Annotated in this window: 11 protein-coding genes; 9 read left to right on the plus strand and 2 right to left on the minus strand. The window is 27.6% G+C overall.

Going from position 1 to position 14,372, the window contains the following annotated elements:
* Positions 1-7: 7 nt before the first annotated feature.
* From H0H40_RS00765 to guaA, 9 genes are read left to right on the plus strand one after another with little or no spacing between them, the layout of a single operon-like run.
* On the plus strand, positions 8-3,685 hold the full coding sequence (locus H0H40_RS00765) for a phosphoribosylformylglycinamidine synthase (protein WP_185869171.1): 3,678 nt from the start codon (positions 8-10) through the stop codon (positions 3,683-3,685).
* A gap of 19 nt (positions 3,686-3,704) precedes the next feature.
* On the plus strand, positions 3,705-4,187 hold the full coding sequence (gene purE, locus H0H40_RS00770) for a 5-(carboxyamino)imidazole ribonucleotide mutase (RefSeq protein WP_185869172.1): 483 nt from the start codon (positions 3,705-3,707) through the stop codon (positions 4,185-4,187).
* A 2-nt stretch (positions 4,188-4,189) separates the two neighbouring features.
* On the plus strand, positions 4,190-4,912 hold the full coding sequence (gene purC / locus H0H40_RS00775; RefSeq protein WP_185869173.1) for a phosphoribosylaminoimidazolesuccinocarboxamide synthase: 723 nt from the start codon (positions 4,190-4,192) through the stop codon (positions 4,910-4,912).
* Between the two features lie 13 nt (positions 4,913-4,925).
* Positions 4,926-6,401, plus strand: coding sequence for an amidophosphoribosyltransferase (gene purF, locus H0H40_RS00780; protein ID WP_238785691.1), 1,476 nt, complete (start codon positions 4,926-4,928; stop codon positions 6,399-6,401).
* Positions 6,398-7,381, plus strand: a complete 984-nt coding sequence (gene purM, locus H0H40_RS00785) for a phosphoribosylformylglycinamidine cyclo-ligase (protein WP_185869174.1) — start codon at positions 6,398-6,400, stop codon at positions 7,379-7,381. Before purF ends, purM begins: the two co-directional genes overlap by 4 nt.
* Before the next feature lie 7 nt (positions 7,382-7,388).
* Entirely contained in the window at positions 7,389-7,952 is a 564-nt protein-coding gene (locus H0H40_RS00790; protein WP_185869175.1) for a formyltransferase family protein, read from the plus strand.
* Positions 7,953-8,006: 54 nt separating this feature from the next.
* On the plus strand, positions 8,007-9,536 hold the full coding sequence (purH, locus tag H0H40_RS00795; RefSeq protein ID WP_185869176.1) for a bifunctional phosphoribosylaminoimidazolecarboxamide formyltransferase/IMP cyclohydrolase: 1,530 nt from the start codon (positions 8,007-8,009) through the stop codon (positions 9,534-9,536).
* Positions 9,537-9,541: 5 nt separating this feature from the next.
* Positions 9,542-10,789, plus strand: a complete 1,248-nt coding sequence (gene purD, locus H0H40_RS00800; RefSeq protein WP_185869177.1) for a phosphoribosylamine--glycine ligase — start codon at positions 9,542-9,544, stop codon at positions 10,787-10,789.
* Positions 10,790-10,795: 6 nt separating this feature from the next.
* Positions 10,796-12,343, plus strand: coding sequence for a glutamine-hydrolyzing GMP synthase (gene guaA, locus H0H40_RS00805; RefSeq protein WP_185869178.1), 1,548 nt, complete (start codon positions 10,796-10,798; stop codon positions 12,341-12,343).
* A 3-nt stretch (positions 12,344-12,346) separates the two neighbouring features.
* Here the strand turns inward: guaA and accD are convergent, their stop codons facing one another.
* Both accD and fbaA read right to left on the minus strand, forming a co-directional pair.
* A complete protein-coding gene (gene accD / locus H0H40_RS00810; RefSeq protein ID WP_185869179.1) occupies positions 12,347-13,186 on the minus strand; it encodes an acetyl-CoA carboxylase, carboxyltransferase subunit beta in 840 nt (279 codons plus the stop codon).
* A gap of 25 nt (positions 13,187-13,211) precedes the next feature.
* A complete protein-coding gene (gene fbaA / locus H0H40_RS00815) occupies positions 13,212-14,279 on the minus strand; it encodes a class II fructose-bisphosphate aldolase (RefSeq protein ID WP_185869180.1) in 1,068 nt (355 codons plus the stop codon).
* Positions 14,280-14,372 lie beyond the last annotated feature (93 nt).

Here is a 14,372-nt window from a genome sequence, read left to right on the forward strand (position 1 = left end):
TTTATTTATGAATCTTAGAATTTATATACAAAAAAAAGATCCTTTTGATATTGATTCTAGAAAATTATATCAGGAATTAAAAAATAATATAGATATTTCATTATCTCGAGTGATTATTTATTATAGATATGATATATTTAATATAAGGAAAGAACTTTTATTAGAAAGTTTACCCAAAATTTTTGTAGATCCTGTCACAGATATTTTACATGAAAAAATAAATTCAAATAATCCATGTATAGAAGAAGTTACGAGAAAGTGTTATGACCGTGCAAATGCTGCTATGCAATGCATAAAAATTTTAGATCCTAAATCCAATAATGTTTTTATAAAAAGCAGACAATTGATTGAATTCATTGGAATTAATAGAAACAAAGATTTTTATGAAATTAAAAAATATCATGTAAAAATAAAATCGGATCTTAATGAAGAAAATAGAAAAAAAAATGATCTACAAGTTGTAGATCATTTCACAGATTTTTCTATTGAAAAAATCAATCAATTTCATGATACTTGTAATCTGTCCATAGATAAAAATGATTTGTTATTTATACAAAAATATTTTATTCAAGAAAAACGAAATCCAACGCAATTAGAATTGCGTATATTGGATGCTTATTGGTCAGATCATTGTAGACATCAAACTTTTTATACAAATTTAGTGAATATCTCTTTTGATGGTTTTTTAAAAAAAACATACAAAAATGTTTTTAATAAATATTTAAAAGATAAATATTTAATTGGAAGGTCAAAATATCCTATTAATTTCATGGATTTATCTAATCTTCCTTCTGTAATTTTTCATAAACAAGGGAAATTAAAAAATTTTTTTCCATCTCATGAACAGAATGCGTGTGTCATTAAGATAGATGTCGACATAGTTGGTTGTAAAAAAAAAGAGAAATGGTATTTATTATTTAAAAATGAAACACACAATCATCCTACTGAAATTGATCCCTTTGGTGGAGCTTCTACCTGCATAGGGGGTGCTATTAGAGATCCTTTGTCTGGAAGGGCTTTTGTTTATCAAGGGCTAAGATTAAGTGGAGCAGCTGATCCTACAAATCCAAAAACCATTGATGAAAAATTTCCGCAACATAAAATTTGTTTAGAATCAGCTTATGGATTTAGTTCTTATGGAAATCAAGTAGGAATAGCGACAACACATGTTCATGAAATTTATCATGAAGGATATAGAGCGAAAAGAATGGAAATTGGAATGGTTATTGGAGCTGTACCTACTAGTTTTATAAAGAAAAGAAGACCAAAAAAAGGAGATATAATTTTATTAATTGGAGGATTAACAGGAAAAGAAGGAATAGGGGGAGCTACTGATTCTTCTAAGGAGTATGAGGAAAATTCCAAAAAAAATATACCACAGGGACAAAAAGGAAATCCAATAATAGAAAGAAAAATACAGAGATTTTTTAGAAAAAAAGAAGTTATTTCTTTAATCAAAAAATGCAATGATTTTGGGGCAGGTGGAGCTGCAGTTGCTATAGGAGAGTTAAGCAATAGTTTAATCCTTAAACTAGATAAAATACCTGTAAAAAATGATAAAATAGAAGCTCTTGAAATTGCTCTTTCAGAATCTCAAGAACGTATGGCTGTGGTATTAGATCCCAAAAATGTGGAAAAATTTATTCATTTGGCTCGTGAAGAGAATATTATGTCTACACCTATAGCAGAAATAACTGACAATAAACGTATCATTTTTTCCTATAAAGGAAAAGAAATTTTTAACGTAAAAAGTTCTTTCTTGAATACAAGAGGCTCCTATAAAGAACAATCTGTTTGTGTAAGTTCTCCTATTTCAATTTCTCCTTTTGAAAAATCAAAAAAATTTTTGTTTAACAAAACAATTTTTTTAGAGACTCTTTCCAAATTAAATGTAGCTTCTCAGAAGAGTTTAGTAGAAATGTTTGATAGTACTGTAGGTTCTACTACAGTTTTAATGCCTTTTGGAGGAAAATATCAAATGACTCCATGTGAAGGAAGCGTTCAAAAAATTCCTGTTTTAAAAGGAACTACAAATACTGTAAGCTTAGCGTCTTGGGGATTTCATCCTGAAATTTCTTCTTGGAGTCCTTTTCATGGAGGAGCTTATGCAATTGTAGAATGTATTTCTAAAATTGTTTCTATGGGAGGAGATTATAAGAAATCCTATTTTAGTTTTCAAGAATATTATCAAAAATTAGGAAATGATCCAAAAAATTGGGGGAAACCTTTTTCTGCTTTATTGGGAGCTTATCATGCACAAATGTCTTTAGGTTTGGTTTCTATTGGAGGAAAAGACTCTATGTCAGGAACATATAAAAATATACATGTCCCTCCAACATTTATTGCTTTTGGAGTATCCACTGGTTCATGTTTAAATGTTATTTCTCCTGAATTTAAAAGGATAGGAAATAAAATTTATTTGTATTATCATCATTCATTAAAAAATGAAATGCCAGATTTTGATTCCATAAAAAAATCTTATGATAAAATCTATGATGGAATTCGTTCAGGAAAAATTGTTTCAGTACAAACAGTAAAAGATGGAGGGATTGCTATTGCTATTGCAAAAATGTCATTTGGAAATGGTTTAGGAGCGGTCATAAATTGCAACAAAAATTTGCTTGAAATAAGTATAGGTACCTTAATTATAGAATCTTCATCTCCTATTTCAGATGATTTTATTCCAATAGGAGAAATAGTTTCTTCAAAATCATTAAATTTTAATGGAATATCTATTGATATTAATGAATCTATAAAATATTGGTTAAAAACCTTTACTTCTGTGTTTTCTTACAATGAAATTATAGAAAATGTTAAAAAAGTAAAAATACCAATCAGTAAAGAAAAAGAATGGAATTCTATAAAGTGGAAATGTAGGTTTATAAAAAAAGGGAAACCACGTGTATTTATTCCAGTATTTCCTGGAACAAATAATGAGTTTGAATCTGTTCGTGCATTTGAAAAAGAAGGATCTATAGTAAAAACTTTTGTTTTTCAAAATTTAAATGATCAAGATATTATGGAATCCATATTTCATATTAAAAAACAGATGGAATCTGTGCAAATATTTATGCTTTGTGGAGGTTTTAGCGCTGGAGACGAACCAGATGGAGCCGCCAAGTTTATTGTATCTCTATTACATAATCCATATATTAAGGACTCCATTCAACGTTTTCTTGATAAAGATGGATTGATACTAGGTATTTGTAACGGATTTCAAGGTTTGATAAAATCTGGATTGTTACCTTATGGTAAAATTTGTTTAAGGAATTATAAGTCTCCTACGTTAACTTATAATAAAATAGAAAAACATATATCTCAATGTGTTCATATAAAAGTAATTTCTGATCAATCTCCATGGTTAAATGGAATGAAAAATAAAATATATAATCTTCCTATATCTCATAGTGAAGGTAGATTTTATGCAAAAAAAGAAATAATAAAAATCTTATTTCAAAAAAATCAAATTGCTACACAGTATGTCGATTTAAAAGGGAATCCTAGTTTAGAAAGATTATATAATCCCAATGGATCTGTTTCTGCTGTAGAGGGATTATTAAGTGAAAATGGTAAGATTTATGGAAGAATGACTCATCCAGAACGTTACGATAATGGATTATTAAAAAATATACCTAATGTCCATGAACATTCTATTTTTAAAAATGCGGTACAATTTTTTTTATAAAAATTAAATCATATTATATATGAAAGTAGCTATATTCATTGGAAGTATTTCCGATAAAAAAACTATGAAAGCAGCAACTGAAATACTAAAAAATTTTAATATATATTATAAATCTTATGTAATTTCCGCACATAGACTTCCTGACGTTTTATCGAATACTATCAAAAAAATAGAACATGAAGGAACAGATGTAATTATTGCAGGAGCTGGATTATCTGCTCATTTGCCTGGAATTATATCTTCTAAAACAATATTACCCGTAATAGGAGTTCCTATTCATAATAATAATGGATTGTTAGGAGGTATGGATTCTCTTTTTTCTATGGTGCAAATGCCAAAAGATGTACCTGTTGCTACAGTAGGAATCAATAATTCTTATAATGCCGGGTTATTAGCTATTCATATTTTATCTATAAAAAATATGGATCTTAAAAAATCATTGCTAGAATTTCGAATAAAAAAAAGAAAAAAATTGATCAATGAAATAGAGCAATATTTGTGATTATGAATTTCGTAATTAAAAAAAATCTTTTATTAGAAGGAAAAACAAAAAAAATATACAATACTAATAATCCACTTGAAGTACTGGTTCAGTATAAAGATAATCTAACATCTATGGATGGATTAAAAAATAAATTCTTACAGGATAAAGGAATTATAAATAATGAAATTAGTACATTAATCTTTAAATTTATTAATTCTTGTGGAATTAAAACTCATTTTATACGAAGAATTAATAATAGAGAACAGTTGTGTCATAAAGTAGATATAATTCCTTTAGAATTTGTTGCTCGAAATATTGTAGCCGGAAGTATGTCGAAACGTTTAAATATTCAAGAGGGAATTCATTTATCGAATACAATTTTCGAAATTTTTTATAAGAATGACAAATTGAAAGATCCATTGATTAATGATCATCATGCTGTATTTTTAGGAATAATTTCTTATGAAGAACTCAACACTATTTATAAAATTATATCGAATATAAATAATATTCTCAAAAAATATTTTTTAGATAAGGATATTATATTGGTAGATTTTAAAATAGAGTTTGGTAAAAATTATAAAAATGATATTTTATTGTCTGACGAAATTAGTCCTGATTCTTGTCGTTTTTGGGATAAAAAAACAATGAAAAAATTAGATAAAGATCCATTTAGAACTGGATTAAAGGAAGAAGTTCTTGACATTTATATGGAAATATTAAAAAGGTTAAATGTAAGATAATCCATATAAAATAATGGAGCAAAGATATTCTTTTTCCAAAAAGATAATATCTCAATTATCACATTCGATTTTGAAAAATTGTTATACTGATAAATTTCATGATGAATGTGGTGTTTTTGGGATTTTTTCTCCTCAGAAAGTAGACACTTTTTCTTTAATTCAATTTGGATTATTTGCATTACAACATAGAGGACAAGAAGCCTGTGGTTTTTCTGTTTTGCGAGATGGTTTTATTTTATCTCATAAAAGTGAAGGTCTTGTTTTAGATTTTTTTCGAAATATTTCGAATTCTGAATGTTATCATGGGAATGCCGTTATTGGTCATACACGTTATTCAACAGAGGGAGGACAAAGTAAGAAAAATATTCAACCTTTTTTTGGAGAGGATTCTGATGGAAAAAGTACTATATCCATAGTACATAATGGAAATTTAGTCAATGCTAAATATATTCGAAAAAAGTTGGAATCTGAAGGGTTTCATTTTCTATCAGAGTATTCTGACTCTGAAGTAATATTACGTTTAATACAAAAATATTTATTAGAACATAATAATAGCTTAGAAACAGCTATTAAAAAAACAACTCAAGATATTATAGGAGCTTATTCTGTTATCGTTCTTATGGATAATAAAATGGCTGCGTTCAGAGATCCAAATGGCATACGTCCCTTGTGTTATGGAATGTTAAATGAAGAAACTTATATATTTAGTTCCGAAACTTGTGGTATAGACTCTGTAAATGGATTTTTTATAAGAGATTTATTCCCAGGAGAAATTATTATTGTCGATCAAAAATCAATCCGATTTTCTCTTATAAAAGAGAAAAAATATACAAAAAAAAGAATATGTTCTTTTGAGTATATTTATTTTTCTCGTCCTGATTCCTTAATTGAAAATATAAATGTGTATGAAATTCGTGAAAAAAGTGGAGAGAAACTTTATGATCAAAATCCAGTGAAAGCAGATGTAGTCATTGGAGTACCAGATTCAGGAGTTCCAGCTGCAATTGGATACTCTAAGGCTTCCGGAATCCCTTTCAAACCTATTTTAGTAAAAAATAAATATATTGGGAGATCTTTTATTCTACCTAAACAGGAAATGCGTGAAAAGATAGTAAACTTAAAATTAAATCCTATTTTAGATGAAATAAAAGATAAACGCATTGTTATTATTGATGATTCTATAGTTCGTGGAACTACTAGTCGTAGATTAGTTTATATGTTGAGAAAAGCAGGAGCAAAAGAAATTCATTTTAGAAGCGCTTCTCCTCCTATTATAGCTCCATGTTATTTAGGAGTAGATACCCCTAGTAAAAAAGATCTAATTTCATACAATTATTTTGATAAAAAAAGTATAGCAAAAATTCTAGACGTAGATAGTTTAGATTTCTTAAGCATGGAGAATTTAGTAGCCATTCTTGGAAATAATCATTACTGTTTCGGTTGTTTTACAGGAAACTATCCGGTAAAAAAATATAATAACAAATTATGAAAGAAAGTAATATCACCATATTCAAAATCAATAAAATTTTAAAAAAAACTTATAATAATAGGGTTGTTAGTACATTAGATCATTTTTCCGGATTTTATAAAATATATGAATGTGGATACAAAGAACCTATTTTAGTTTCTGGAGTTGATGGAGTTGGAACTAAATTGCGTTTAGCTATTAATTACAAAAAATATTCTTTAATTGGAGAAGATTGTTTTGCAATGTGTGCAAATGACGTTTTATGTCACGGTGCAACTCCTTTATTTTTTTTAGATTATTTAGCTTGCGGAAAACTTGATTCTTCTATTGTGGAAAAAATAATAGAAGGAATAGCTATTTCTTGCAAAAAAACTAATACCTGTCTTATTGGAGGAGAAACTGCAGAAATGCCAGGTATTTATAAAAAAAATGATTATGATATTGCTGGGTTTTGTGTAGGTATTGTAGAGAAGAATCATCTTATAGATGGGAAAAAATTTATTGAGGAAGGAGATGTTTTAATAGGACTTCCTTCATCTGGAGTCCATAGTAATGGATTTTCTTTAATTAGAAATATTTTTACTACAAAAGATTTTGTAACATTTTTTCAAGAGAAACCATTTTATGAAACTCTTTTAATTCCAACTAGGATTTATCATTTTCCTATTCAGATATTATTGAAAGAATTTATAATACACGGATTATCTCATATTACTGGAGGAGGTATATCAGAAAATTTGTCTAGAATTCTTCCAGAAAATTTATCTGCTATAGTAGAAAAAGAAAAAATACCTATTCAACCTGTTTTTAACTATATTCAAAAAAAAGGAAATTTATTTGATAAAGAAATGTGGAATACTTTTAATATGGGAGTAGGAATGATTATAATAGCTTCTTTTAGGCAAGAAAATCCTATCTTAAAAAGACTCCGTTTTTTAGGAGAAAAACCTTTTGTTTTTGGAAATATTGTAAAAGGGAATAAAAAAGTATTTTTCAAATAAATATACAATGAAAAAAATTGCTATTTTAGTTTCTGGAAAAGGGACCAATATGCAGCATATTTTACTAGCGATTAAAAACGGAACACTTTCTAATTTTAGAGTGAATTTAGTTATTTCTGACAGATGTTGTAGTGCAATTCAATATTCTTTGAAAGAAAAGATAAGATCCTTTTCTTTAGAAAAAATCAAGAAAAAATTTCTTTTTAAGGAGATAAATAATATCTTATTAAAAGATATTCCACATATTATAATCCTTTCTGGATTTCTTTCTATACTTGATGAAGAATTTTGTGAAAAATGGATTGGAAAAGTTATTAACATTCATCCTTCTCTTTTACCTAAATATGGTGGAAAAGGGATGTACGGCATAAAAGTGCATCAAGAAGTTATTAAAAATAAGGAAAAAATATCAGGAGCTACGGTTCATTATGTATCAAAAGACGTAGATAAAGGAGATATAATTTTGAAAAAATCATGTAAAATTTATTCAGAAGATACTCCAATATCTTTATCACAGAAAGTTTCTCTTATTGAGAGAGAAATATTAATTAAGTCTATCAAAAATTTTTGATAATGGATTTATTGTAAAAAAAATACTATACTTATATTAAATAAAATAAGTAGTATGAAAAAAGCTCTGATTAGTGTTTATAAAAAAAATGAAAAACTATTTCATTTTGCTAATTTTTTATATCAAAAAGAGTATCAAATAATTTCTACTGGTGGCACGTACCAATATTTAACAAAAAGAGGTCTATCTAATGTAATGGAAATATCTGATATAACTTCTTTCCCTGAAATTTTAGATGGAAGAGTCAAAACAATTCATCCTAATATATATGGAGGAATTTTAGCAAATCGTTCAATTGAAAAACATATCCAATCCATTCGTTCTTACAATATTCATCTTATTGATATTGTATTAGTTAATTTTTATCCATTTTTTGAAAAAATGATGGAGAAAAAGTATGATATTTATTCTTTAGTAGAACTTATTGACATAGGGGGACCATCCATGCTTCGTGCAGCTGCTAAAAACTTTTTATACGTTACTGCTATTATAGATGAGAATGATTATGAAATGGTTCAAAATGAAATTGAACAGAATGGATCTACTTCATTAAAAGTAAGAAAAAAATTAGCGGGAAAAGTCTTTAATTTTACTTCTTATTATGATTCTGCCATTTCTCAATATATTTTAATGGATGAAAAATTTCCTACTTATTTACATTCTTCTTATAAAAAAAGTATGAATCTTCGTTATGGTGAAAATCCTCATCAAAAAGCTGCTTATTACATTAATACGATTAACCATGGTGCGATGCGAAATTTTCAACAATTACATGGTAAAAAATTGTCATTTAATAATTTAAGAGATATGAATGTGGCCTGGAAAGTTGTTTCTCAGTTTTCAAAACCTGCTTGTTGTACGGTAAAACATTCTACTCCTTGTGGAGTAGCATTAGGAAAAAACATTGTAGATGCTTTTCAAAAAACTTATTATGCTGATTCAATTTCTGCTTTTGGAGGAATAATGGCAGTTAATGTTCCTCTTACAAAAGAATTGGCAAAAGAGATTAATAACATTTTTCTAGAAGTTATTATTTCCCCAAGTTACGAAAAAGACGTGTTAAATATTTTAAAAATAAAAAAAAATATTAGAATTATTAGTATTCATGAACCTATTTCTGATAAACTTGAATATGTTCAAATAGATGGAGGTATCTTGGTTCAAGAAGATGACTATTTTTTTCCTAATGAGGAAAATTATAAAGTAGTTACTAAAAAAAAATTTACAGATCAAGAAATAAAATCTTTATTTTTTGCTCAAAAAGTAGTAAAATATGTAAAATCTAATGCTATTGTTATAGCTAAAGGAACGCAAACTTTAGGAATTTCCGGAGGACAAACTAATAGAATTTGGGCAACTAGTCAAGCTATAAATAGAGCTTTAGAGAAAGAAAAAGAAGATTTAGTTCTTGTATCTGATGCTTTTTTTCCCTTTCGTGATGTTGTAGATGAAGCAGCTCGTTCAGGTATAATACGTGCTATCCTACAGCCAGGAGGGTCTATGCGAGACGAAGAATCTGTAAAAGCTTGCGATGATTATGGAATAGCTATGGCTTTTACTGGTAAGAGACATTTTAAACATTAGAAATTATGAATATTTTAATTGTTGGAGGAGGAGGACGTGAACATGCTATTGGAAAAAAATTATTAGAAGACAATAATCATTTTACAAATCTTTATTTTTATCCTGGGAATGGAGGAACTGGTATAATAGGAAAAAATATTGATGGAAAAAAGACTTTATTAGAATTAGGTTTTTTTGCTAAAAAAAATTTAATAGATATAACTATTGTAGGTTCTGAAATTTTCCTTATAGAAGGAATTGTAGATGTTTTTCATAATTTTGGATTAAAAATAATAGGACCACATTGTCTAGCGGCTAAACTTGAGGGAGATCGTATTTTTGCTAAATCTTTTATGAAAAAATATGGAATTAGAACTCCTAAATATAATATTTTTTCTTCTTATCAAGAAGCTATCGATTTTTTAGATCAATGTACTTTTTCTGTTGCTATTAAAACAAATGGAATAGCCGCAGGAAAAGGAGTTATTTTAGCTAGAAATAAAAATGAAGCAAAAGAAGCTTTAGAGACTATTATGGTAAAAAAAAAATTTGGAAAATCTGGAGATAAAGTTCTTATAGAAGAATTTTTGCAAGGAAAAGAAGCTTCTATAATATCTATTTTCAATAAAAAACAGATATTTCCTTTTTTATCTGCTCTAGATTACAAAAAAATTGGAGAAAATGAAACAGGAATGAATACAGGAGGTATGGGTGCTATTGTTCCGAATCCATATATGACTAATTCTATTTGGATAGATTTTCAAAAAAACATATTGGAACCTACTTTAGAAGGACTAATTTCAGAAAAATTAACTTTTTTTGGATTTTTATATTTCGGATTAATGATTACTTTAAATAAAGTTTATTTGTTAGAATATAATACTCGTATTGGAGATCCTGAAGCTCAAACTTTATTTCCATTAATGAAAAATAACTTTTTAGATGTTATTCAATCTTTTTTTGTTCATAAAAAAGTATCTCTTTCTTGGAAAAACTTATGTTCTTGTTGCGTTGTTTTATCTTCTAAAGGATATCCTGAAAAATACAAAAATGGGCAAATAATAAAAGGTTTAGATTCATTACAAGAACCTTTTTATATTGCTGGTGCAAAAAAAGAAAAAGGAAAATGGGTTACGTCAGGTGGACGCGTTATCAATATAGTAGGAATAGGAAATACAATTTCAGAAGCTAGAAGAAAAGCTTATGATAAAGTCAAAAAAATACAATTCATAGATTCATTTTTTCGAAAAGACATTGGTTTATATTATAATTAAAACCAAATGAAAAAAGATTTAATTTTAATATTAGATTTTGGATCTCAATATAGTCATATGATTGCAAGAAGGATTAGAGATTTAAAAGTAGATACTTTTTTATGTGATTATAATATTTCCATATCCCATATTTTATCGATAAAACCTAAAGGAATTATTTTATCAGGAGGCCCTTTTTCCGTTTATGATAATGAATCTCCATTAATTTCTAAGAATATTTTTCAATTGAATATTCCTATATTTGGAATTTGTTATGGAATGCAACTCATTTCTTTTATTTTTGGAGGTAAAATTGAAAGGTCTAAATATAAAGAATATGGAAAGTCTAAGTTCATTATAGATCATTCCAATAACAATTTATTTGATGGAATTCCAAAAGAATCCATTGTTTGGATGAGTCATTCTGATGAAATTAGAAACATTCCAAAAAAATTTAAAATTACAGGACATACCTCTTCTTGTAAGATCGCATCTTTCAGTCATATCAATAAAGATATTTATGCCGTGCAATTTCATCCAGAAGTAAAAAATACAGAATTTGGAATTTCTATATTGAAAAATTTTGTTTTTCATATTTGTAAGTGTACTCCAAACTGGGATTGGGATAATTTTGTACACAACGCAATAGATAAAATAAAAAAACGTGTAGAGAAAAAAAAGGTATTATTAGGTTTTTCTGGAGGAATAGATTCTTTGGTTACAGCTTATATCATTCATAATGCTATTGGAAATTCTTTGAATTGTATTTTTGTAGATACAGGATTTCTTCTCAAGGAAGAAGAAGAAAGAATATCTTTTTTGTGCAAAAAAATGAATTTTCCCATTAAGATCATAGATGCTAAAAATCGTTTTTTGTCTAGATTAAATGGAGTTATAGATCCTGAAGTGAAGAGAAAAATTATAGGAGAAGAATTTATTTCTGTTTTCCAAGAAGAATCAGAAAAAATTAAAGATATTGAATTTTTAGCACAAGGTACTATTTATTCAGACATTATTGAATCTTCTTCAAAAGAGAACCAATTAAGTCATTCTATAAAATCTCATCATAATGTAGGTGGATTACCTTCTACTACATTTATGAAATTGAAACTTATTGAACCATTAAAAGAATTATTTAAAGACGAAGTAAGAAAAATAGGAAAAAAAATAGGATTACCAGAAGAAATGTTACATCGTCATCCATTTCCTGGACCTGGATTAAGTATTCGAATAATTGGAGAAGTCAATGAAAAAAAAATTTCTATTTTAAGAAAAGCGGAAAGTATTCTTTTACAAGAATTAAAAAATTCCAACATTTATGATTCTGTTAGTCAAGCTTTCATTATTTTATTACCCGTTAAATCCGTAGGAGTAATGGGAGATAGACGAACTTATGAACATTCTGCAGTATTACGTGTTATTAATACAGAAGATTTTATGACTGCTACTTTTTCGAATTTATCTTACGAATTTTTAGAAAAAATTTCAAATAGAATTGTTAATGAAGTTGATGGAATTAATAGAATGGTATATGATATAACCTCTAAGCCCCCATCTACTATTGAATGGGAATAAATTTCACATCATCATAGAAATTAAATTAAATATATTTTGCTTCAATTCAGTTCTAGAAGAAATTAAATCTATAAATCCATGATCTATAAGAAACTCTGATGTTTGAAATCCTTCTGGAAGATCTTTTCCAATTGTCTCCTTAATCACCCTAGGGCCAGCAAATCCAATAAGAGCTCCAGGCTCAGCTATATTAATATCTCCAAGTAATGCATAAGAAGCAGTAACACCTCCTGTAGTAGGATCTGTTAAAACAGAGATATAAGGAATTCTAGCATCACGCAATTGAGTTAATCTAGCAATTGTCTTAGCCATTTGCATTAATGAAAAAGAAGATTCCATTATTCTTGCACCACCAGATTTGGAAATTAATATATATGGAAATTTTTTTTCTATACAATATTTTATTGCTCTAGATATTTTTTCTCCTACTACAGATCCCATAGATCCTCCTATAAATGAAAAATCCATACAAGAGATCACTACATCAAGTCCTTTTATTTTTCCTATCCCTGTTCTAATAGCATCATATAAACTTGTTTTTTTTCTAGCTTCTCTGATTCTATCTGTATATTTTTTATAATCTTTCCATTTAATAGGATCTTTACTGATCATTTTTATATCCATTTCTGAAAAATTACCATTATCAAAAAGAATTTCAAAATATTCTTTGCTATGAATTCTTACATGATACCCGTCTTCTGGACTGACATAAGAATTCTTTTTTAATACTTCAGTATCTATAATTTTTCCGCTAGGAGTTCTGTACCATAGACCTTTTGGTAAGTCTTTTCTTTCGTCTATAGACGTTAAAATATTCTTTTTTTTTCTCAAAAACCAAGACATGACTACTATATCCTTATATATACTATTACAAAGTATTAATATTATTCATGAATTCAAAATATTTTTTGAGAAGAATTTTAAAAGATTTTTCTCCTTCTCTTAACCAAACTCTAGGATCATAATATTTTTTATTTGGAAGATGTTCTCCTTCTGGATTCCCTATTTGTTTTTTTAAATATTCTTCATTTTTCTTCATGTAATCTCGAACTCCACAAGTAAAAGCATATTGTAAATCTGTATCAACATTCATTTTGACAACTCCATAACTGATAGCCTCTTGTATTTCTTTTTTGGAAGATCCTGATCCACCATGAAATACGAAAGAAACTGGTTTTTCTTTGGTATGAAATTTTTTTTGTATGTATTCCTGCGTATTTTTCAATATTTCGGGACGAAGAATTACGTTTCCAGGCCTATAAACTCCGTGTACATTTCCAAAAGAAGCAGCTATAATAAAATTTTTGCTAATCTTAATTAACCTATCATAAGCGTAACTAACTTCTTTTGGTTGAGTGTATAGTTTATTATTTTCTATATTTGAATTATCTATTCCATCTTCTTCCCCTCCAGTTACACCCAATTCTATTTCAAGAAGAATCTTTTTTTTGTTCATTCTTTCAAAATATTTCTCACAAATACTAATGTTTTCTTTTAATGGTTCCTGAGAAAGATCTAACATATGTGAGCTGAATAACGTTTTTCCAAAACGATTATAATATTTCTCATTAGCTTCGATTAATCCGTTTATCCATGGAAGAAAAGGTTTAGAGCAATGATCTGTATGAAGAATAACTATTACTTTGTAATATGATGCTAATTCATGAATATGCATAGCGCAGGCTACAGATCCTTTTACTGCCGCTTGTTGTTCTTTATTACTTAATCCTTTTCCTGCATTGAAAATAGCTCCTCCATTAGATAGTTGAATAATAACAGGAGAGTTAACTGCTGCCGCAGTTTCCATAACAGCGTTTATACTATTAGATCCAATAACATTTACAGCAGGTATAGCAAAAACATTTTCCTTAGCATATTCAAATATTTCTAGAACAAGATCACCAGTAGCCACTCCAAATGGGAATTTTTTAGACATGTATTTATTTATTTAATTTAAGGATAAACAAATGTAAAAAAAGTATTAATAGGTTAGGTTATAATTTATAGTTATAGTTTTGTTTCATCAGAG

The sequence above is a fragment of the Blattabacterium cuenoti genome, assembly GCF_014252295.1.
Taxonomy (GTDB): domain Bacteria; phylum Bacteroidota; class Bacteroidia; order Flavobacteriales; family Blattabacteriaceae; genus Blattabacterium; species Blattabacterium cuenoti_V.